The organism is Ruegeria sp. THAF57, from assembly GCF_903914075.1.
GTDB lineage: Bacteria > Pseudomonadota > Alphaproteobacteria > Rhodobacterales > Rhodobacteraceae > Ruegeria.
This window is the reverse complement of record NZ_CAIWNQ010000008.1, coordinates 61,241-80,213: the sequence shown is the minus strand read 5'-3', so window position 1 is coordinate 80,213 and position 18,973 is coordinate 61,241. Positions and strand designations below refer to the sequence as shown.

The 18,973-nt window shown below is 58.1% G+C and carries 22 protein-coding genes; 15 read left to right on the top strand and 7 right to left on the bottom strand.

Going from position 1 to position 18,973, the window contains the following annotated elements; translation table 11 throughout:
• The first annotated feature begins 61 nt into the window (after positions 1-61).
• Entirely contained in the window at positions 62-625 is a 564-nt protein-coding gene (hpf, locus tag RUESEDTHA_RS17095) for a ribosome hibernation-promoting factor, HPF/YfiA family (protein WP_171125931.1), read from the top strand.
• 61 nt (positions 626-686) lie between these two features.
• The gene (locus tag RUESEDTHA_RS17090; RefSeq protein ID WP_180887897.1) at positions 687-1,151 is read left to right on the top strand and encodes a PTS sugar transporter subunit IIA; all 465 of its coding nucleotides are present in this window, start codon (positions 687-689) and stop codon (positions 1,149-1,151) included.
• Positions 1,152-1,219: 68 nt separating this feature from the next.
• On the opposite strand, the gene RUESEDTHA_RS17085 is transcribed toward RUESEDTHA_RS17090, so the two are convergent.
• Positions 1,220-1,735, bottom strand: a complete 516-nt coding sequence (locus RUESEDTHA_RS17085) for a CAP domain-containing protein (protein ID WP_171125935.1) — start codon at positions 1,733-1,735, stop codon at positions 1,220-1,222.
• Between the two features lie 169 nt (positions 1,736-1,904).
• On the opposite strand from RUESEDTHA_RS17085, the gene RUESEDTHA_RS17080 reads away from it, so the two are divergent.
• Positions 1,905-2,504 (top strand): L,D-transpeptidase, encoded by a 600-nt coding sequence (locus RUESEDTHA_RS17080; protein WP_171125937.1) that lies wholly within the window; start codon positions 1,905-1,907, stop codon positions 2,502-2,504.
• A 139-nt stretch (positions 2,505-2,643) separates the two neighbouring features.
• Positions 2,644-2,826: a hypothetical protein gene (locus RUESEDTHA_RS17075; RefSeq protein ID WP_108861641.1), complete on the top strand. Its 183-nt coding sequence runs from the start codon at positions 2,644-2,646 to the stop codon at positions 2,824-2,826.
• Between the two features lie 75 nt (positions 2,827-2,901).
• On the opposite strand, the gene hemH is transcribed toward RUESEDTHA_RS17075, so the two are convergent.
• Together hemH and RUESEDTHA_RS17065 are read right to left on the bottom strand one after the other, a co-directional pair.
• Complete coding sequence (gene hemH / locus RUESEDTHA_RS17070) at positions 2,902-3,951, bottom strand: ferrochelatase (protein ID WP_180887896.1); 1,050 nt, start codon at positions 3,949-3,951, stop codon at positions 2,902-2,904.
• A gap of 57 nt (positions 3,952-4,008) precedes the next feature.
• Positions 4,009-4,839, bottom strand: coding sequence for a methyltransferase domain-containing protein (locus tag RUESEDTHA_RS17065; RefSeq protein WP_180887895.1), 831 nt, complete (start codon positions 4,837-4,839; stop codon positions 4,009-4,011).
• Here RUESEDTHA_RS17065 and RUESEDTHA_RS17060 point away from each other — a divergent pair.
• The 5 genes from RUESEDTHA_RS17060 (at position 4,820) to RUESEDTHA_RS20925 (ending at position 7,786) form a co-directional block, all read left to right on the top strand.
• Positions 4,820-5,584, top strand: coding sequence for a ComF family protein (locus tag RUESEDTHA_RS17060; protein WP_219635879.1), 765 nt, complete (start codon positions 4,820-4,822; stop codon positions 5,582-5,584). The genes RUESEDTHA_RS17065 and RUESEDTHA_RS17060 overlap by 20 nt on opposite strands.
• Positions 5,585-5,621: 37 nt before the next feature.
• On the top strand, positions 5,622-5,879 hold the full coding sequence (gene grxC, locus RUESEDTHA_RS17055; RefSeq protein WP_180887894.1) for a glutaredoxin 3: 258 nt from the start codon (positions 5,622-5,624) through the stop codon (positions 5,877-5,879).
• Entirely contained in the window at positions 5,879-6,709 is an 831-nt protein-coding gene (locus tag RUESEDTHA_RS17050) for a carbon-nitrogen hydrolase family protein (protein ID WP_180887893.1), read from the top strand. The genes grxC and RUESEDTHA_RS17050 overlap by 1 nt, the downstream gene beginning before the upstream one ends.
• A gap of 16 nt (positions 6,710-6,725) precedes the next feature.
• Positions 6,726-7,166: a MarR family winged helix-turn-helix transcriptional regulator gene (locus RUESEDTHA_RS17045; RefSeq protein ID WP_170353764.1), complete on the top strand. Its 441-nt coding sequence runs from the start codon at positions 6,726-6,728 to the stop codon at positions 7,164-7,166.
• A 431-nt stretch (positions 7,167-7,597) separates the two neighbouring features.
• Positions 7,598-7,786: a hypothetical protein gene (locus RUESEDTHA_RS20925; RefSeq protein WP_255431799.1), complete on the top strand. Its 189-nt coding sequence runs from the start codon at positions 7,598-7,600 to the stop codon at positions 7,784-7,786.
• Between the two features lie 30 nt (positions 7,787-7,816).
• On the opposite strand, the gene ubiG is transcribed toward RUESEDTHA_RS20925, so the two are convergent.
• Positions 7,817-8,563: a bifunctional 2-polyprenyl-6-hydroxyphenol methylase/3-demethylubiquinol 3-O-methyltransferase UbiG gene (gene ubiG / locus RUESEDTHA_RS17035; protein WP_180887892.1), complete on the bottom strand. Its 747-nt coding sequence runs from the start codon at positions 8,561-8,563 to the stop codon at positions 7,817-7,819.
• Between the two features lie 48 nt (positions 8,564-8,611).
• Here ubiG and pip point away from each other — a divergent pair, with 48 nt between their 5' ends.
• From pip to infB, 6 genes are all read left to right on the top strand, one after another.
• A complete protein-coding gene (gene pip / locus RUESEDTHA_RS17030; protein ID WP_180887891.1) occupies positions 8,612-9,589 on the top strand; it encodes a prolyl aminopeptidase in 978 nt (325 codons plus the stop codon).
• Positions 9,586-10,407, top strand: a complete 822-nt coding sequence (locus RUESEDTHA_RS17025; protein WP_180887890.1) for an ABC transporter substrate-binding protein — start codon at positions 9,586-9,588, stop codon at positions 10,405-10,407. Before pip ends, RUESEDTHA_RS17025 begins: the two co-directional genes overlap by 4 nt.
• A gap of 147 nt (positions 10,408-10,554) precedes the next feature.
• A complete protein-coding gene (gene rimP / locus RUESEDTHA_RS17020; RefSeq protein ID WP_171126679.1) occupies positions 10,555-11,145 on the top strand; it encodes a ribosome maturation factor RimP in 591 nt (196 codons plus the stop codon).
• Positions 11,145-12,761, top strand: coding sequence for a transcription termination factor NusA (gene nusA, locus RUESEDTHA_RS17015; RefSeq protein WP_180887889.1), 1,617 nt, complete (start codon positions 11,145-11,147; stop codon positions 12,759-12,761). The genes rimP and nusA overlap by 1 nt, the downstream gene beginning before the upstream one ends.
• Positions 12,762-12,785: 24 nt before the next feature.
• A complete protein-coding gene (locus RUESEDTHA_RS17010; RefSeq protein WP_180887888.1) occupies positions 12,786-13,409 on the top strand; it encodes an RNA-binding protein in 624 nt (207 codons plus the stop codon).
• An 8-nt stretch (positions 13,410-13,417) separates the two neighbouring features.
• Positions 13,418-15,892 (top strand): translation initiation factor IF-2, encoded by a 2,475-nt coding sequence (infB, locus tag RUESEDTHA_RS17005; RefSeq protein WP_180887887.1) that lies wholly within the window; start codon positions 13,418-13,420, stop codon positions 15,890-15,892.
• 110 nt (positions 15,893-16,002) lie between these two features.
• Here the strand turns inward: infB and RUESEDTHA_RS17000 are convergent, their stop codons facing one another.
• From RUESEDTHA_RS17000 to RUESEDTHA_RS16990, 3 genes are all read right to left on the bottom strand, one after another.
• A complete protein-coding gene (locus tag RUESEDTHA_RS17000; protein ID WP_180887886.1) occupies positions 16,003-17,052 on the bottom strand; it encodes a GFA family protein in 1,050 nt (349 codons plus the stop codon).
• Positions 17,053-17,212: 160 nt separating this feature from the next.
• Entirely contained in the window at positions 17,213-18,040 is an 828-nt protein-coding gene (locus RUESEDTHA_RS16995; protein ID WP_180887885.1) for an alpha/beta hydrolase, read from the bottom strand.
• Positions 18,041-18,043: 3 nt separating this feature from the next.
• Positions 18,044-18,922, bottom strand: a complete 879-nt coding sequence (locus RUESEDTHA_RS16990; RefSeq protein WP_180887884.1) for a tryptophan 2,3-dioxygenase — start codon at positions 18,920-18,922, stop codon at positions 18,044-18,046.
• Between the last annotated feature and the right edge of the window lie 51 nt (positions 18,923-18,973).

The window sequence follows — 18,973 nt, the reverse complement described above, 5'->3', positions numbered from 1 at the left end:
AATCAACAAGCGCGTCGCGATTTGCGGCGTCAGAATGGGTGTGAATTGTGAAGGAGATCACATGCGTTACCAAATTAGCGGAAAACAGATCGACATCGGTGAAGCACTTCAGACCCATGTGCAGACCGAACTTGGCGAGGTGGTGGGTAAATATGCCCAGCGTCCGACCGATGCCAATGTCGTCTTTTCCCGTTCTGCGCATGAATATGTGTGCGAAACTACCGTGCATCTTTCCACCGGCCTGACGGCTCAGGCCAAAGCCCACGCAACTGAAATCTACGCAGCTTTTGAGGCTTGCTGCGACAAGATGGAAACACAATTGCGCCGTTACAAGCGCCGTCTGAAGGACCACCACAAGGATCGGGCCGAGCCGGTTGAACTCTTTGGAGCATCCTCTTATATCCTCGCCTCTGACGAATCGGAGTCGGCTGACGAACCCGAATCTCTGCAGCCGATGATCGTGGCTGAGATGGAGACCAAGATCCCATCGCTGAGTGTTGGTGAAGCCGTAATGCAGATGGAACTGGCTGGTGCCCCGGTGCTGGTGTTCCGGAATGAAAACAAGGACGGATTGAACGTCGTGTACCGTCGGGATGACGGGAATATCGGCTGGATCGATCCGTAACAGGCAAGAATAGCAAGGCTAGCCCCTGCCAAAGGTGGGGGCATTGCCGTGGAGCGTGATCATGGAGCTTTCGAGCATACTAAAGCCCGAAGCAGTACGTGTTTTGTCCGCCGCTTCCAGTAAGAAGCGGTTGTTTCAGGAAATCGGCGATATTGCGGCCGGGATTCTGGGACTTGAAGCGCAAACTGTTGTGGACAGTTTGCTGGAACGTGAAAGCCTTGGGCCGACCGGCGTGGGGCATGGCGTGGCGTTGCCGCATGCTCGTCTGAACGAAGTCGAAGCGGTGTCCGGGGCGTTTGTCATGCTGGAAAAGCCGATTGATTTTGGCTCGGTCGACCGGCAGCCCGTCGATATCGCCTTCGCACTTTTTGCGCCGGAAGAGGCTGGTGTCGATCACCTGAAGGCTCTTGCGCTTGTGTCCAGAACGCTGCGTGACACTACGGTTTGCGCCAAGCTTCGGGCCAATCCCGATCCAGTCAAGCTTTATGCGATCTTGACCGAGGCGCAGTCGATGCAGGCGGCGTAAGTCTCTGACAAGAAATAAAAAAAGCCCCCGATTTTCGGGGGCTTTCTTTTTTTGGATGGATTGGCGTCTTAGCCGCCGGTTCCCATTTCAAGTGTCCACCAGATTTTGCCACCATTTTCCTGATGCCAGGCAAAACCCATCTGTGTGGCTTTCGGGTCCATGATCACGGACCGCGGGCCAGGCTCCTGCATCCACGCGGCCAGCGTCTCGGTCTCGGTCTCGTAGGTCTCCGAGATCGCTTCACCCAGGAAAGTACCGAAATACCCCACGCGTGCGGCACGGTCGATTGGCGATGAACCGTCTGATCCGAAGTGCCATGGCCGGTTCTGGCGCGCCATGTCCTTGGAATGAGTCGCCGCAGCCGCGTTAAGCTGCGAGTTCAACTGCACAGATTGCAGCCCCGACGCCTGACGCAGCGCGTTCACCGAATCAAGCATCCGGAACTGCAACTTTTCCGGGTTGCCGCGAATCTTGTATACCGTCGGCAGCGGGCGACCATCCGACCCATAGGTTGGGGTGCTGCTGGGGGTGCACGCTGCCAGCGCAACGAAGCAAACGAAAAGTAATGAAATAATACGCGTCATGGCCGACCTGATGATTGTGATGCCTTACGGCATAGCGCGCCCGACTGACTTGGGCAAACCTGCAGAAGCCGATTCTCGCGTGATTCTGCCGGTTTGATTTGCGAATGAGGTATTCTGGCAATAAAATGCGTTAGATTTTCAACTTTGGTTTAGCAAAGGACCGCCTGATATGGTCAAGAAGCTCATTCCCTCGACGACCCGCCGCGGATTTTTAACCGGCGCTTCGGCTGTTTTGGCCTCGCCCGCGATCGCGCAGTACATACCCGGCGATCCGCTTCGCCCTGCGCCGGAACCTGAACCGCAGGTCCGTAGAAACGTTTCGGGCTTCCGTGCGCTGGATTGGCAGCCTTATTTCTCGAACACGCGGAACGGGGCCATTCTGGTCGATACGGTATCGCGCGCGCTGCATTATTGGTCAGACGATCAATCGGTCTACAAACTCTATCCGTCTTCAGTGCCACTGACCGAGGAATTAACGCGCCGTGGCCGCACAAGTGTCATACGCAAGGTCGAAGGACCAAGCTGGTCGCCAACGCCATCCATGAAGAAAAGAAACCCGGAATGGCCGGACTATATCCCTCCGGGGCCGGATAACCCGTTGGGAACGCACGCTTTGTATCTAAGCTGGAAGTACTATCGGATTCACGGCACACATGACACACGTAAAATCGGGCGTAGATCATCCAACGGATGCATCGGTCTGTTTAACGAGGATATTGCCGAGTTGTTTTCAATGGCGAACGTAGGTACGCAAGTGTTGCTTATTTGACGACATTTCCGCGCACGAACCCGCTTTTGGCGCAAGTTCCATTTGCATTCCAGTCGGATAGCTGATTAGAAAAAAACACGAGGTAAGTCTTGGGTGTGCGGTTTCAATATATGAAACCGTGCGTATTCTGGAGGTTAATATGAAGAAACTCGTTCTCGCCGCTGCACTGACCGCTGCTGCATCGACCGCTTATGCTGGCAACCTGGAAGAGCCGGTTGTTGAAGCACCTGTTGTTGTCGAAGAAACTCAGGGTTCGTCGCAGGGCATCATCCTGCCGCTGGTCCTGCTGGTTGTGGTTGCCGCAGCTGTTGCAGCAAGCTAATTCGACGAGCGCAATACAAGGAAAAGGCGGTGGAGCTTTCCACCGCCTTTTTTTGTGCCCAATAGCCGGGGCGAATTAGTCCAGCCAGCCTTTTAGATTGTCCTGGATCACTTTGCCAAGCGCAGTGATGTGCGAATCGTCATCGTTCAGGCAGGGAATATAGGTAAAGGTCTCGCCGCCGGCCTCTTCAAAGCTTTCTTTGATCTCTTCGTTGATCTCTTCCAGCGTTTCGATGCAATCGGCGGAAAACGCCGGAGCGATGACGGCAATATTCTTCTTGCCCTGCCGCGCCAACTCAGCAACATGATCGACTGTATAGGGTTTCAGCCATTCTTCCGGCCCGAACCTGGATTGGAATGTCGAGACAAGCTGGTCATCCTGCCATCCCAGTCGCTCTTTCAATAGCCGGGTCGTTTTCGCGCATTGGCAGTGATACGGATCGCCCTGCTGCAAATAGCGTTCCGGCATCCCGTGGTAGGAACAGACCAGAATGTCTGGTTTGGTTTCCATTGCGGCATAGGCGTTCTGGACTGAACCGGCCAATGCGTCGATATAAGCGGGTTCGTCGAAATAAGCGGGAACCGTGCGTGACGCAGGCTGCCACGCTTCTTCCATCAGCGCGCGAAAGAACTGATCGTTTGCCGTCGCGGTCGTCGCGCCTGCGTATTGCGGATAGAGCGGAAAGAACAGGATGCGGTCACAACCTGCCGCCACCATCTCGTGCACCTTGGACTTGGTCGAAGGGTTGCCGTAGCGCATACAGAAGTCGACCATCACCTGATCGCCATAACGTGCCTGCATCGCCTCGCGCAGCTTGGCCGTCTGATCCTTGGTGATCGTCATCAGCGGGCTTTCGCCTTTGTCGTGGTTCCAGATCGACTTGTATGCCTCACCCGAGCTAAATGGCCGTTTGGTCAGGATGATGCCTTGCAGGATCGGCTGCCATTTCCATTTGGGATAGTCGATGACGCGCTGATCCGACAGGAACTCGTTCAAATAGCGGCGCATCGGCCAATAGCTGTAGTCATCCGGAGTGCCCAGATTGGCCAAAAGAATACCGACGCTGCCCATTTTGACCTTGGGGTGGTCGTTGGGGGCATGAGCGGGGCGGGTGGCGTCAAACATGGGATGCTTCCTGAAATCGTCGTGTTCCGGGCTGAGATAAACGGAATTGGTCCGCCGTCAATCGGACAGTTTGCCTTCTTTTGTTCCCAGCGCGTCGGCAAGGCGCGCTTGTGCCGATCCGGGGCGCAGGGGTTTTTGCTGGCTTTCATCGGGCGACCAGCCGGTCAAGCAGATCAATTCGAAAGTTGTCACCAGACGACCCTGCGGGGTTGCGAAGTTTTCGGCATAGATGTCTTGCGCCCGTCCAAAGACCTGCCTGCGGGTGGGGTGCTTTAACCTCTCGGAAAGGCTGTTGGTCTCGCCCATCGCGCGCAGATCGTGCATCAGGTGGACTATGTCGCGGTACTCCGCAGTTAGGCGAGCGGTATCGGCGACAGGCAGAGCGAAACCCGCCCGTTGCAGCAATCCGCCCAGATCGCGCAACTCACCCATCGGGGCTATGCGCGGGCTGAGGCCGCCGGTGACCTCGATCTCGGCCTGCCCCAGGGCTGTGCGCAACTCGTTCAAGGTTTCCCCACCTAGGCACGCAACCAGCAACAGCCCGTCGGGTTTAAGCGCGCGATGGCATTGAATCAGTTGCCCAACCGGATCGTTGGCCCAGTGCAACGCCATTGCGTGTACCACCAGATCGTGCGCACCGGGCGTCAGCCGCAGAACGTCTGCATCGGCAACAATATGCGCTTTGGGTAACACACCCTGCCAAATATGCGCAAAGGGCGTCACGATCGCCGGGGCGGTAAAGCTTTTATTAACCATGGAGAGTCGATCCTGCACCTCGTCAATCGCGGCGCGGTGCAAAAACAATGCGTCGTCTTGCGCGCGGGCGCGATGCTTTGTCAGGGCAAAGCGGTCAAACAAAGAGGGTGCATTGGAGTCAGGCAGCTTCATAAGGCGCAATTATCGCATCTGGCCGCGGATTCAAACCGCCGTCCAGTTGATCTATCCGCCGCGATGTCTGGGGTGCGGGGCGCTGACAGAATCTGACTTTGCCCTGTGCGGACCCTGCTGGAGCGACACGCCATTTATCGGGAGCATTGTCTGCGAAAGCTGCGGCGTCCCCTTGCCCGGTGATCCGGACGGGTATCGGATTGAATGCGATGACTGCATGAAAGTTCCCCGGCCGTGGCGGGATGGGCGTTCCGCTCTTTTATACAAGGGCAGGGCGCGGGCGCTGATATTGGCGCTGAAACATGGTGACCGACCGGAACTGGCGCGCCCGGCGGCGCGATGGATGGTGCAGTCAGGGCGTGACTTGTTTCGTGACAACATGCTGGTCGCTCCGGTGCCGCTGCATTGGACCAGATTGTTGAAACGACGGTACAACCAATCCGCTTTGTTGGCGCACCACGTGGGGCGGGAAACCGGATTGCAGGTGTGTCCCGACCTTTTGGTTCGGCCCGTACGAACCCCGATTTTGGATGGGAAAACTGCGGCGGAACGCGCGCGGACATTGGAAGATGTGATTGTTGCACATCCCAAGCGGCGGCACAGGATGCAGGGGCGGGATGTTTTGCTGGTCGACGACGTGATGACGTCCGGCGCGACACTGTCCGCCTGTGCAAGTGTCTGCCTTGCATCTGGCGCAAATCATATTTTCGTGTTGACCCTAGCGCGCGTTGCCAAGGATGCCTAATTCGTCGAAGATTACGTGAAACCCCAAGGGACGGATTATGAAACCTGTTGAAATCTATACCTCTCCGCTATGCGGCTTTTGCCACGCGGCCAAACGACTGCTGAAACAGAAGGGCGTTGAGTTCAAGGAAGTCGATGTTTTGATACACCCCAAACGCAAGCCCGAGATGATCAAGCGCGCTGGTGGTAAACGCACCGTGCCACAGGTTTTCATCGGCACGCAGCACGTGGGCGGCTGCGACGATCTATATGAGCTGGAGCGTCAGGGCAAGCTGGACCGGCTTCTGGCCGCGTGATGCTGACTGCGCTGCTGCAGGTCACCTCGTCGGATGATCCGTCCGAGAATCTGAAGATGGTGCGCGCCCTGATGACCGAGGCGGCCGGACAGGGCGCGCAGTTCATCCTCACCCCCGAGGTGACGAACTGCGTCTCGACCTCGACAACGCGGCAGCGCGAAGTATTGCAGCACGAAGAGGATGACCTGACGCTGGCCGGGCTGCGCGATCACGCGCAGGCGCTGGGCGTATGGCTGTTGATCGGCTCGCTGGCGGTCAAAACTCATGACGCGGACGGGCGTTTTGCCAACCGTTCCATCATGATCGACCCGCAGGGGCAGATCGTTGCGCGGTATGACAAGATCCACATGTTTGACGTGCAGGTCACAGAGACCGAGACTTTTCGGGAATCCCGAAACTACCGCCCCGGCGACCGGGCCGTGATTGCCGAGACAGACTTCGGCAAAGTTGGCCTGACCGTTTGCTACGATATCCGCTTTCCCCACCTCTATGCGGCGCTGGCTCAGGCTGGTGCGCACATCTTGACTGTTCCTGCGGCATTTTCCCCAGTTACGGGGGCTGCACATTGGGAATCGTTGTTGCGTGCCCGGGCGATTGAAAACGGTTCTTGGGTGCTGGCGCCGGCCCAAACCGGAGAACATCCCAAAACCCGTGGCAGAACGCGCTATACCTACGGTCACAGCATGGTCGTGGCCCCTTGGGGAGAGGTCATCATCGACGCAGGTACCGATCCGGGCATTCACATTTTTGATTTGGATGATAGTTCTGTGTCAGAGGCGCGCCGCCGCGTGCCTTCATTGACGCACCTGCGGGCTTTTGACGGCCCCTGACCCAGAGCCGGACCCAATGACGGACGACACCAATGCCCTTGCGGTCACGCTGTTCAGCGAGATCCTGACCGCCGACCAGCTATTGCGCAACCGGCTGAGCCGGGTGCTGCCCAAGGGCATGGAAATCTCACATTTCTCGGTGCTGAATCATCTGGTTTTCGTAGGGGATGAACGCACGCCCGCACAACTGGCCAGCACTTTCCACGTGACGCGCGGGGCGATGACCAACACCTTGGCCAAGCTGGAATGGGCCGGATACATCCACATCCGCCCCGATTGGGACGACGCCCGTCGCAAGATGGTCGCCATCAGCCCCGCCGGCCGCCGCGCGCGGGATCAGGCGATTTCCTCGATTGCTCCGTTGATTAACCGTGTGGTCGGAGAGTTGGGGCTGGAACGCGTCCGCAGCACGCTGCCCGTGTTGAGGGATTTGCGGTTGCAGTTGGAGGGGGAGTAGGGGCAGAAACTTCAGATTTGAGTAGCTAAACTGCTTGTCTGTTGTTCAGCAATTTCATTGAAGGCAAATAGAAAGAGAGCAAGTGAAAAACTTCATAATAGTCGCTCTAAGTTGCGCCGTTGCAGCATTGGTTTTCGGCTTTGAGCCTGTGCAACGAGCGATAAACGAGGCTACAAACCAGGGTAGCTTGAAGGGAGTTGAGACATGTATGTCCTATTCGGAAAGCGAACTGCTTTCCTCGGAGGCTGTCAAAGCAACTTGTGTCAGTGCATTTCAGAAGCGCCTTTTTCGGGGTGAATATGCGACAGGGCTGGCTGGGCCGAACATAAGAAAAGGAACGGTCGCTTGGGGCGGTGTGCTAGAGAACAAAACGCCTGATCACGTTACGACTTGGGTTCAGATTTCCGTTAGTACTTTTTGATGGCGAGGGCGTGGAGAAAGAGCATTCCGCCGAAACTTCAATTTGGATAGACCCGTTAGGGGAGGCTGAATTTGAAGTAGAATTGCCTGACCTTGAACCCGTTCAATTTGAGAGCATCGAGTTTTGTGAACATGACGATTCCGATCCATCTGAGTGCATGGCGTGGGGCGTGGTCGATGTGATGGGGCTTTCGATTTGAGATGGTATAGTGATGGGTTAAAAACCCATCCTACTCCGCCTTCACGCTCGCCGTCACATAATTCACGCTCAAATCCCGGTCCGAGATCGACCAACTCCACAGGATCGGGTTGAACACGAATCCCTTTCGGTCCACTGGGTCCAAACCGGCTTGGCGCAGCTGGTCGAACAGTTCGTTGGGGGTAATGAACTTGTTCCATTCATGCGTGCCGCGCGGTAGCCAGCGCATGACGACCTCGGCCCCGAAAATGGCCATCGCATAGGACTTCGGGTTGCGGTTGATGGTTGAGCAGATCAGCAAGCCGCCGGGTTTCAGCAACTGTTGCGAAGCGGTCAGGAACCCCAACGGATCGGCCACGTGCTCGACCACTTCCATGTTCAGCACCACGTCAAATTGTTCGCCAGCAGCGGCCATATCCTCAGCCGTTGTGTGGCGATAGTCGATCTCAAGTCCCGATTGCTCGGCATGGATACGGGCGACGGGCAGGTTACCCTCGGCAGCATCTGCACCCACGACCGTCGCGCCCAAACGTGCCATCGGCTCGCTTAACAGCCCGCCGCCGCAGCCGATATCCAGCAGGCGCAGCCCCTCGAACGGTTTTGCGGTCGTCAGGTCACGGTCAAATTCACCCGCAATCTGTTGTGTGATATAATCCAGACGGCACGGATTCAGCATGTGCAGCGGTTTGAATTTCCCATGGGGATCCCACCATTCAGCCGCCATCGCCTCGAATTTTGCGATCTCGGACGGGTCCACCGTGTTCGGATGCGCTTGCATTCCTGTCTCCGTGTGCTCTTTTACGTTTAAAGACTATATAGGGCCCTAATGGATAAGTACCCGGACCAAAAGCGCGCAGTTCAATATCTGTACCCGCCGATCGACCCGTTCGATCAGCGGATGGTCGATGTCGGCAATGGGCACCGTATTTATATGGAACAATGCGGTAATCCCGATGGTTTGCCAGTTGTGGTTCTGCATGGCGGCCCGGGCGGAGGGTGCAGCCCGGCGATGCGGCGCTATTTCGATCCGCGTGTGTTTCGGGTGATTCTGTTTGATCAGCGCGGGTGCGGTCGGTCGCGGCCTCATGCCTCGGTAGCGGATAATACCACTTGGGATTTGGTGGAGGATATCGAACGCCTGCGGACGCTGCTGGATATCGACGACTGGACGGTGTTTGGCGGCAGCTGGGGCGCTACGCTGGCGCTGGTTTATGCGCAGGCGCATCCTGACCGGGTCAACCGGCTGGTGCTGCGCGGTGTGTTTCTGGCAACGCAGGCCGAGCTGGACTGGTTCTATGGTGGCGGAGCGGGCAAGTTCTGGCCCGAGCAATGGGCGAAATTCACTGCTCTGCTGACCGAGGATGAGTTGTCGGACACGATTGGGGCGTATCACAAACGCCTGTTCTCGGGCGATCGGGCAACGGAAATCCTGTATGCGCGGGCGTGGTCGGCGTGGGAGAACGCGCTGGCCTCGATCCATTCGCACGGGTCGACAGGTGAAAGCCCCGGCGAATACGCGCGCGCCTTTGCACGGCTTGAGAATCACTATTTCACGCACAGTGCCTTTCTTGAAAAAGACGGGCAGATTCTGGATCAGATGGACCGGATCGCCCATATCCCCGGCCATATCGTTCAGGGGCGGTATGACATGATCTGCCCGCCACAGGCCGCATGGTCTTTGGCCGAGCGCTGGCCCAATGCCGAGCTTAAGATGGTGCGACAGGCAGGCCATGCCCTGTCCGAGCCTGGCATCAGCGCCGAGTTGGTGCGTATTATGGACCGTGTGGCGGAGGGCATCGCATGACCCGCATGGACCGTCGTGCCTTGTTTGCTTCGGGTGCTGCCGCGGCTCTGCTGGCAGCAACCGGCGCGTCATTGGCCAACACGCCCAAATCCGGCGGAACGCTGCGCTTGGCCGTGCCTCGGGACGAAAGCCTTGAACAGTTGGCGCGTGGCGCTGTGTTCGACACGCTGACCGAGATCGCGCCGGATGGCACGTTGCGCGCAGAATTGGCGACAGGCTGGCAAACCGATGCGAATGCGCGGGTTTGGCGTTTCGATCTACGCCCTGGTGTTCTGTTCCATGATGAGGCCCCGTTGGACGTAACCGACGTTCTAGCCGTTCTGGAACAGGTCGGGCGTGTTGAGGCCACCTCGCCGATATCCCTGCGGTTGGAGCTGGCGGAAGCCAATCCGGGCCTGCCGTTTCTGCTGGCCGACAGTCGATTTGTCATTACGCGCAATGGGCAGGATGTAACGCCGTTGCACGCGGCCAACGGCACCGGATGTTACCGGGTTGAGCGCGCCGAAGACGGACGGCATTTCTTGGGGCGCAAAGTCGCGGGTCACTACAAAAGCGGTCAGGCTGGCTGGGTCGAAGCGCTGGAGGTTATCGTGATCCCTGATGCGCGTGTCCGGGCTGAGGCTTTGCGGGATGGCTATGTGGACGTCGCTGCTCTGCCCGCGCAGGACGATTTAAGGGGTCAACGCGGTTTGCGCTTTTTCCCAAGCGAGACGGATATGGCGCTGGCAGTGGCCGCTCGGGTTGGAATGCCGGGTCAGGTCGGACAGGCGCGTGCGCTGGACGATGGCCGCATCGCCGAGCGGTGGTGGCTGGCTTAATTCCCGCCGGGGGTTGCAGACTCGGGAAACCCTGCGTATATGCAGTCCCAACAGCGGCGCGTTGGACTTCTGGTTCAAAGCTCCACCGGAAAATACGACGGGCCGCGCGCCCGTTTTTTTGTGCCCGATTGAAGGGTAGAGACCCGAATGACAAACGACCTGATAGCCAAAGCAGCCATCGACCGGCGACTGGCCGAGATCATCACCCCCGTGATCGAGGATCTGGGGTATGAACTTGTGCGTATTCGTCTGATGAGCGGTAAGTTGACTACGCTGCAGATCATGGCTGACAAGCCCGATGGCGGCATCGAAGTGGACGATTGCGCCGAGATTTCCAACGCGGTCAGCGCCACGCTGGATGTCGAGGACCCGATTTTGGACGCTTATACGCTTGAGGTGTCCAGCCCCGGCATCGACCGCCCTCTGACCCGTCTGAAGGATTTTGAGACTTTCGAAGGGTATGAGGCCAAGATCGAGACCGCCGAACTGATCGACGGCCGCCGCCGGTTTAAGGGCGAATTGGCCGGGATCGAAGGGGATGAAGTGTTGATCAATATCCCCGAAGGGTCCGAGACAATCACCATTGGTCTGCAATTTGACTGGCTGAGCGACGCCAAGCTGGTCCTGACCGATGACCTGATCAAAGAAATGCTGCGCCAGCGCAAAGACGCCGGTGCCCTGAATGAAAACGCTTTCGACGAGATTGAGACCGAAGGGTCCGAAGAGGAGACGAACTGATGGCAATCACCTCAGCCAACCAGCTGGAGCTGTTGCAGACCGCCGAGGCCGTGGCCCGCGAAAAGATGATCGACCCCGGTCTGGTTGTCGAGGCGATGGAAGAATCGCTCGCCCGTGCCGCCAAGAGCCGCTACGGCGCTGAGATGGACATCCGCGTGTCGATCGACCGCAAGACCGGCAAGGCGACCTTTACCCGCGTCCGCACCGTGGTCGAGGATGAAGAGCTGGAAAACTATCAGGCCGAGTTCACTGTCGAGCAAGCCAAGCAATACATGGAAAACCCTGAGGTCGGTGACGTCTTCGTCGAAGAAGTCCCGCCGGTTGAAATGGGCCGTATTGCGGCTCAGTCAGCCAAGCAGGTGATTCTGCAGAAGGTCCGCGAAGCCGAGCGTGACCGTCAGTACGAAGAATTCAAGGATCGTGCAGGCACCATCATCAACGGTGCGGTCAAGCGCGAGGAATTCGGCAATGTGATCGTCGATCTGGGCGGGGCCGAGGCTGTTCTGCGCCGCAATGACAAAATTGGCCGCGAAAGCTATCGCCCGAATGACCGTGTGCGCGCCTATATCAAAGAGGTGCGCCGCGAAGTGCGTGGACACCAGATCTTCCTGTCGCGCACCGCGCCGGAATTCATGGCCGAGCTGTTCAAGATGGAGGTGCCGGAAATCTATGACGGCATCATCGAAGTCAAAGCTGTGGCCCGCGACCCTGGTTCGCGCGCCAAGATTGCCGTGATTTCGTATGACGGTTCGATCGACCCCGTTGGTGCCTGCGTTGGTATGCGCGGCAGCCGCGTGCAGGCCGTTGTGAACGAACTGCAGGGTGAAAAGATCGACATCATCCCGTGGAATGAAGATCAGCCGACCTTCCTGGTGAACGCGCTGCAACCCGCCGAGGTTTCCAAGGTGGTTCTGGACGAAGAAGCCGGCAAGATCGAAGTGGTTGTGCCCGAGGAACAGCTGTCTCTGGCTATCGGCCGTCGCGGTCAGAACGTGCGTCTGGCCAGCCAGCTGACAGGTCTGGACATTGATATCATGACCGAGGCCGAAGAATCGGCGCGTCGTCAGAAAGAATTCGAAGCCCGCACCCAGTTGTTCATGGACAGCCTGGATCTGGACGAATTCTTCGCGCAGCTGCTGGTCTCTGAAGGGTTCACCAACCTTGAAGAAGTTGCCTATGTCGAGCTGGACGAGTTGCTGGTCATCGACGGTGTTGACGAAGGCACCGCGCAGGAACTGCAAACCCGGGCTCGTGAATTCCTGGAAGCACAGGCCAAGGCGGCGTTGGATGCTGCCCGTGCGTTGGGCGCCGAGGACAGCCTTATTGAATTCGAAGGCCTGACACCCCAGATGGTAGAAGCGCTGGCCAAGGATGACGTGAAGACGTTGGAAGACTTTGCCACCTGTGCCGACTGGGAACTGGCCGGTGGCTGGACCACGGTCGACGGCGAGCGCATCAAGGATGACGGTGTGCTTGAGCCTTTTGGCGTTACGCTGGAAGAAGCGCAGGATCTGGTCATGACTGCTCGTATCATGCTGGGCTGGGTCGATCCGGCTGAACTGGAGCAGGCCGAAGAAGAGGTCGAAGGCGAAGCTGACGAGGAGGCCGAGGCCTGATCTCAGGGCCTCGGGGTGGCGTGAATGGGTCGCGGTGGCGTCCATAAGGATCGGTCGGAAGGCCCCGAGCGCAAGTGCATCGCCACGGGCGAGGTTCAGCCAAAATACGGGTTGATCCGCTTTGTGATGGGGCCGGATGGTCAGGTCTTTCCCGATGTTGCGGCAAAACTGCCGGGGCGTGGGGTCTATGTAGCGGCGGATCGCGCCGCGCTGGAAAAGGCCGTCGGCAAAAAGCTGTTCTCGCGCGGGTTCAAGGCGCAGGCAACGGCGCAGACGGACCTGGCTGACGAGGTTGAAAAACAAGTCGCGCGGCGGGTGATCGAACTGATCAGCCTGGCGCGTAAGTCCGGCGACGCAGTCGCGGGATATGAAAAGGTCAAGACGTGGCTGGACCGGGAAGAGGCTCAGGTACTGATTCAGGCCTCTGATGGATCGGGGCGCGGCAAGTCGAAACTCAGCACGCCGCACTTCGGAAAATACATCGGTTGGCTGACAGCGGATGAATTAGGGGCGGCATTTGGGCGCCAAACCGTGATTCATGCGGCGCTGGCCTCTGGCGGACTCGCCAAACGTGTTGTAGAGGAAGCGCAGCGCCTGCGTGGCTTGCGCGAAACGGATGACGGCGGCAAGGGCCGCTCGGAAGGGTAAGAAGCTTTATGAGCGATAGTGACGGCAAAAAGACATTGGGTCTTCGTGGCGGGGCACGCCCCGGAAATGTGAAACAGAGTTTCAGCCACGGACGCACCAAGAATGTCGTGGTGGAAACCAAACGCAAACGCGTGGTGGTCCCCAAGCCGGGTGCCGGAAAGCCGGGTGGCGGTGCAACGCCCTCGGGTGATCCGTCGCGCCGTCCTGCCGGGATTTCCGACGCGGAAATGGCACGCCGGATGAAGGCGCTGCAAGCTGCCAAGGCGCGTGAGGCTGAAGAAGCCGCCGCTCGCGAAGCGCAGGAAAAGGCGCGTGAAGAAGAACGCGCCCGTCGCCGTGCCGAACAGGAAGCCAAGGAACGCGAACAGCGCGAGGCCGAAGAACGTGCCCGCGCTAAGGCCGAGGAAGAAGAGCGCAAGCGTAAAGAGGCGGAAGAAGCCGCCAAGCGCGCTGCTGCTGCCCCCGCGCCCGAAGAACCCAAAGCCGCGCGCAGCCCGGCCAGCAAGCCCGCGCCTGCTGCCGCTCCGCGCAAGCAAGACCGCGAACGCGAGCAACGTGGCCGTGGCAAGGGCCGTGACGACAACCGCCGCTCGGGCAAGCTGACACTGGGTCAGGCCACCGGCGGCGAAGGCAACCGTCAACGCTCGATGGCGTCGATGAAGCGCAAGCAGGAGCGCGCGCGTCAGAAAGCCATGGGTGCACCGGTTGAGCGGGAAAAGGTGATCCGCGACGTTCAGTTGCCCGAGGCGATCATGGTCTCGGAACTGGCCAACCGTATGGCCGAGCGTGTGGCGGATGTTGTCAAATCGCTGATGCAGATGGGCATGATGGTGACGCAGAACCAGACCATCGACGCCGATACCGCCGAGCTGATCATCGAAGAATTTGGCCACAAGGTCACCCGTGTCTCTGATTCGGATGTTGAAGACGTCATCAAAGAGGTCGAAGACAGCGATGACGAACTGCAGCCGCGTCCGCCGGTCATCACCATCATGGGTCACGTTGACCACGGTAAAACCTCGCTGTTGGACGCGATCCGTGATGCACGCGTTGTGGCAGGTGAGGCCGGTGGCATCACCCAACACATCGGCGCCTATCAGGTGAAAACCGATGGCGGCACCACGCTGACCTTCCTGGATACCCCGGGCCACGCGGCGTTTACGTCGATGCGGTCGCGCGGGGCTCAGGTCACGGATATCGTGGTTCTGGTGGTTGCGGCTGACGACGCCGTGATGCCGCAGACGATTGAGGCGATCAACCACGCCAAAGCGGCCGGAGTGCCGATGATCGTGGCGATCAACAAGGTCGACAAGCCGGATGCAAATCCGGACAAGGTGCGGACTGATCTGCTTCAGCATGAAGTGATCGTCGAGAAAATGTCGGGTGAGGTTCAGGACGTCGAAGTCTCGGCCATCACCGGTCAGGGTCTGGACGAGTTACTGGAAGCCATCGCGCTGCAGGCCGAAATTCTTGAGCTGAAAGCCAACCCCGACCGCGCCGCCCAAGGCGCTGTGATCGAGGCGCAGTTGGACGTGGGTCGTGGCCCCGTCGCCACCGTTCTGGTTCAGAACGGCACGCTGCGTCAGGGCGATATCTTCGTTGTGGGTGAGCAATACGGTAAGGTTCGTGCGCTGATCAACGACAAGGGCGACCGCGTCAAAGAGGCTGGCCCGTCGGTGCCGGTCGAGGTTCTGGGTCTGAACGGCACGCCCGAAGCTGGCGACGTTCTGAACGTGACCGAGACCGAAGCGCAGGCCCGTGAGATCGCGGAGTACCGTGAGCAAGCCGCCAAGGACAAACGCGCCGCCGCCGGTGCCGCGACCACCCTTGAGCAGCTGATGCAGAAGGCCAAGGAAGACGAAAACGTCACCGAGCTGCCGATTCTGATGAAAGCGGACGTACAAGGTTCGGCCGAAGCCATCGTTCAGGCGATGGAAAAGATCGGCAACGACGAAGTGCGCGTGCGCGTTCTGCACTCGGGCGTGGGTGCGATCACCGAGACGGATGTCGGTCTGGCCGAAGCCTCGGGCGCACCGATCTTCGGGTTCAACGTCCGTGCCAACGCATCGGCGCGGAACACCGCGAACCAAAAGGGTGTCGAGATCCGCTATTACTCGGTGATCTATGACCTCGTCGACGACGTGAAAGCCGCCGCATCCGGCCTGCTGAGCGCCGAGATCCGCGAAAAGTTCATCGGTTACGCGGAAATCCGCGAAGTCTTCAAGGTCACCGGCGTTGGCAAGGTTGCCGGCTGTCTGGTCACCGAGGGCGTGGCGCGCCGTTCCGCAGGCGTTCGCCTGCTGCGCGACAACGTGGTGATCCACGAAGGCACGCTGAAGACGCTGAAGCGTTTCAAGGACGAAGTGGCCGAGGTTCAGTCGGGTCAGGAATGCGGTATGGCGTTCGAAAACTACGACGATATCCGCGCAGGCGACGTGATCGAAATCTTCGAGCGCGAAGAGGTCACACGGACGCTGGATTGATCCTAGTGCTATAAGAGAAATCAAAAAAAGCGGTCCCATTGGGCCGTTTTTTTTGGCCTTTGTTAAGTTTCAATGACTGCTATGCGGACAAAGCAGAAATCGCTCGGTCACTAAAAAACCTCAGGCGGCTTAGCCAAAGGTCCCCAAGTTTCAGGGTCTGGTAGACCGACACTTGACCATGCTTCTTGTAAAACTCTGGAGTCCGATGACCTTGTGCGAGGCAAATCATCCAAAATGTCAAACCACGGCATTTTGCTTTCTATTCCGGAATGTACTGACGGAGCAAAGTTTTCTGGTTGGTCGAGGCTCGAAGTATGTAGGACCAGATAGGCCGTTTCTCGAGGCTTCACGAGCTTGTAAGTCAAGCTCGCCCCGCATTTGGCACAAAAGCCACGATTCGCAATTGGCGTAGTTGCGAAGTATCGAGGTTCCTCGGTGAGAAATCGAACAGAAGAGGCGGGAAAGGCCGCCCATGCATTAACAGCTGACCCAGAAAATTTTCTACAACAACTGCAATGGCAATACCCTGTGCTGATTGCGGGCGCGTTTATTTCATACCGGACCGCCCCACAGATGCAGCCACCAGTTACTAAGGTTTTGGCCAATTCATCTTCATCAAAATCCAGAAAACCTCCTTCTTCTCCGGGTTCTGAAACGGTCATGTAAACATGTATTGGACTATCAGTGCTCTTGAGTCTTTTGTGACCGCAATCCGCCAGCGGAAGATCTATCTTGCCAGCTATTTGCGCCATTACCTCTGCTGAGATCGCAATTCCACCCGGTTCTGCAATTGCTTCCAGCCGTGCGGCGGTGTTTACACCGTCTCCTAGGATGTCTTCGCCGTGTACAACGACATCACCGAGAGAAACGCCGACGCGTAAGACGAGAGGGTCGTCACCGTTCGACTGGTGTGCTTCGCGCGCGCAGGCTCTTTGGATGTTAATTGCACAATTGACCGCCTCAAAGACACTGGAGAACTCAGCTAAAAACCCATCTCCGGTAGACTTAAATACTCGCCCTCGGTTTGCTTCCACTTGCATACCGATGATTTCACGTTCCAGACGAACCAACTTACCTATTGTCCCGCTTTCATCGCGTGAAACCAGCCCAGCGAAACCAACTATATCGGTGGCTAGAATGGCCGCTAATTTGCGTTCCATCTTTGTCGCTCCGAACTAACAATCTCTACTTGGTGCCTGCTTACCTTAACATAAAACCGGGTCGCAGTGAGCGATGGTAACTTGGGTTTATATTTTCGCTTTTGCGTGACCGCTTTAGGCTCGAACCAGACGTTCCTGGCGTTGCAGAAAATGCCGTTGGCTATTTTGTCGCCGCCAAAAACGTCCCCGGATGCATGACGATGTCGAAATGATGCACCCCATTTTGCAGGTCAAAACTCACCGAATGCCCGGCCTTTCGCAAAAGTTCCGCGTAGTGTCGGCTTTGGCGGATGAACTCGGGCGTGTCGCGCTCGCCTACGGTCACGCGATAGCGTGGGCCGGGGGCCGGAAGGCGCCGGATGGGCGACAGGTCGTGGACCTCGACCGGGGTTAGTTGCAGCGGGTCGTTGACCGGTGTCAGGCTGATCGGCTCCAGATCATAGACCCCGCTGATCAGGATCACCTCGCGCACGCGCAGTCCCGCGCGCGCCAGCGCGTCGGCGGACGTTGCCATGACCATGCTGGCCAGATGCGCCCCGGCGCTGTGGCCGGACAGTGTCACGCGGGAAGGGTCATAGCCCAAGCGGGGGGCGTTCGCCGCCAGCCAGAGTATCGCAGTGCGGCATTCCTCGATCATGTCGCCGATCCGCGCGTTCGGGGCCAGCGTATAGTTCAAGGTCGCAAAGGACTGTTCGGCCTCGATCAGGGCCGGGGCCATCATCGCGGATTCGCGCTGGCTGATCGCTTGCCAATAGCCGCCGTGGATAAACACGTGCAGCGGCGCGCCGGTGCCTTTTGCTGGAAAGAAATCCAGAACCTGCGACGGGCTGTCGCCGTAAGCGAGGTTCTCGTGGCATTCCATATGCGCCCGATGCTGCGCGCTGAGTGCAGCCCAACTGTCGACATAAGGTGTCAGGTCGCCGCCGATCATCGAACGGGGTGAATATTCCTGATCCAGTTCTTCCTGTGTGAAACCCCGGTACAGCATCACTTACTCCTGCTCGGCATACATCAGTTCGGTACGTACATCGTAGAGATCATGGAAAAACCGCAATTCCAAGGCCTTGCGCAGAAAGGACACACCGCTGGAGCCACCGGTGCCGGGTTGGTTACCTATCACGCGCTCAACCGCGGTGACATGGTCAAAACGCCAGCGTTGAAACAAGGACTCCACATCCATCAGTTTTTCGGCCAGCGCATAGAGATCCCAATATGTGTTCGTGTCGCGGAAGACTTGCACCCACAGCTTCACGATGCGCGGGTCACCGGAGTATGGCTGCGCATAGTCGCGGTTCAGCAAGTCGTCCGGCACATCGAACCCTTGCCGCGCCATCATGTGGAGGACTTCGTCATATAGCGAAGGTTTGGTAAGGGCAGCGGACAGCATTTCCATTACTTCGGGATCATGCGCGTGAACCTTCAGGGTCGCGGCGTCCTTGTTGCCCAGAATGAACTCGATCTGGCGGTAGCCATAGCTTTGGAAGCCGGACGAGCTGCCCAAGGCCTGCCGGAAAGTCATGTAATCGGCAGGAGTCATGGTCAGAAGTGTTTCCCACGACGCGATAAACTGTCGCTGGATGGCTTTTACCCGGTCAAGGTTCTTCATCGCGGGGCCAAACTCGTCCTGCTGCAGAAACCGGCGCACCTCGACCAGTTGGTGATGCATCAATTTCAGCCACAACTCGCTGACCTGATGGATGATGATGAACAGCATCTCATCGGGTTGGGCTGGGTCCTGAAAGGTCTTTTGCAGGTTCAGCAGGGTCTTGAGCTGCAGGAAATCCCCGTAACTCTTGCGGTGGGTGTCCGCGAAATCGGTGACCAGAGAGTCCTCGATCCCGCGTTCCAGATACCTGTCATTGTCGCTCATGTGCTCCTCCAACCGCCGGGTTCGCCCTATGTTTAGGGTCAAATTTCGTGC

Excerpts from the sequence above, each read along its gene's own strand:
- RUESEDTHA_RS17000 (WP_180887886.1), bottom strand. The coding sequence starts at position 17,052 with ATGGAACGCAAATTAGCGGCCATTCTAGCCACCGATATAGTTGGTTTC.
- RUESEDTHA_RS16990 (WP_180887884.1), bottom strand. The coding sequence starts at position 18,922 with ATGAGCGACAATGACAGGTATCTGGAACGCGGGATCGAGGACTCTCTG.
- hpf (WP_171125931.1), top strand. The coding sequence starts at position 62 with ATGCGTTACCAAATTAGCGGAAAACAGATCGACATCGGTGAAGCACTT.
- RUESEDTHA_RS17090 (WP_180887897.1), top strand. The coding sequence starts at position 687 with ATGGAGCTTTCGAGCATACTAAAGCCCGAAGCAGTACGTGTTTTGTCC.
- rimP (WP_171126679.1), top strand. The coding sequence starts at position 10,555 with ATGACAAACGACCTGATAGCCAAAGCAGCCATCGACCGGCGACTGGCC.
- RUESEDTHA_RS17010 (WP_180887888.1), top strand. The coding sequence starts at position 12,786 with ATGGGTCGCGGTGGCGTCCATAAGGATCGGTCGGAAGGCCCCGAGCGC.
- RUESEDTHA_RS17080 (WP_171125937.1), top strand. The coding sequence starts at position 1,905 with ATGGTCAAGAAGCTCATTCCCTCGACGACCCGCCGCGGATTTTTAACC.
- RUESEDTHA_RS16995 (WP_180887885.1), bottom strand. The coding sequence starts at position 18,040 with ATGCTGTACCGGGGTTTCACACAGGAAGAACTGGATCAGGAATATTCA.
- RUESEDTHA_RS17025 (WP_180887890.1), top strand. The coding sequence starts at position 9,586 with ATGACCCGCATGGACCGTCGTGCCTTGTTTGCTTCGGGTGCTGCCGCG.
- ubiG (WP_180887892.1), bottom strand. The coding sequence starts at position 8,563 with ATGCAAGCGCATCCGAACACGGTGGACCCGTCCGAGATCGCAAAATTC.
- RUESEDTHA_RS17065 (WP_180887895.1), bottom strand. The coding sequence starts at position 4,839 with ATGAAGCTGCCTGACTCCAATGCACCCTCTTTGTTTGACCGCTTTGCC.
- RUESEDTHA_RS17045 (WP_170353764.1), top strand. The coding sequence starts at position 6,726 with ATGACGGACGACACCAATGCCCTTGCGGTCACGCTGTTCAGCGAGATC.
- hemH (WP_180887896.1), bottom strand. The coding sequence starts at position 3,951 with ATGTTTGACGCCACCCGCCCCGCTCATGCCCCCAACGACCACCCCAAG.
- RUESEDTHA_RS17050 (WP_180887893.1), top strand. The coding sequence starts at position 5,879 with ATGCTGACTGCGCTGCTGCAGGTCACCTCGTCGGATGATCCGTCCGAG.
- pip (WP_180887891.1), top strand. The coding sequence starts at position 8,612 with ATGGATAAGTACCCGGACCAAAAGCGCGCAGTTCAATATCTGTACCCG.
- grxC (WP_180887894.1), top strand. The coding sequence starts at position 5,622 with ATGAAACCTGTTGAAATCTATACCTCTCCGCTATGCGGCTTTTGCCAC.
- nusA (WP_180887889.1), top strand. The coding sequence starts at position 11,145 with ATGGCAATCACCTCAGCCAACCAGCTGGAGCTGTTGCAGACCGCCGAG.
- RUESEDTHA_RS17075 (WP_108861641.1), top strand. The coding sequence starts at position 2,644 with ATGAAGAAACTCGTTCTCGCCGCTGCACTGACCGCTGCTGCATCGACC.
- infB (WP_180887887.1), top strand. The coding sequence starts at position 13,418 with ATGAGCGATAGTGACGGCAAAAAGACATTGGGTCTTCGTGGCGGGGCA.
- RUESEDTHA_RS17085 (WP_171125935.1), bottom strand. The coding sequence starts at position 1,735 with ATGACGCGTATTATTTCATTACTTTTCGTTTGCTTCGTTGCGCTGGCA.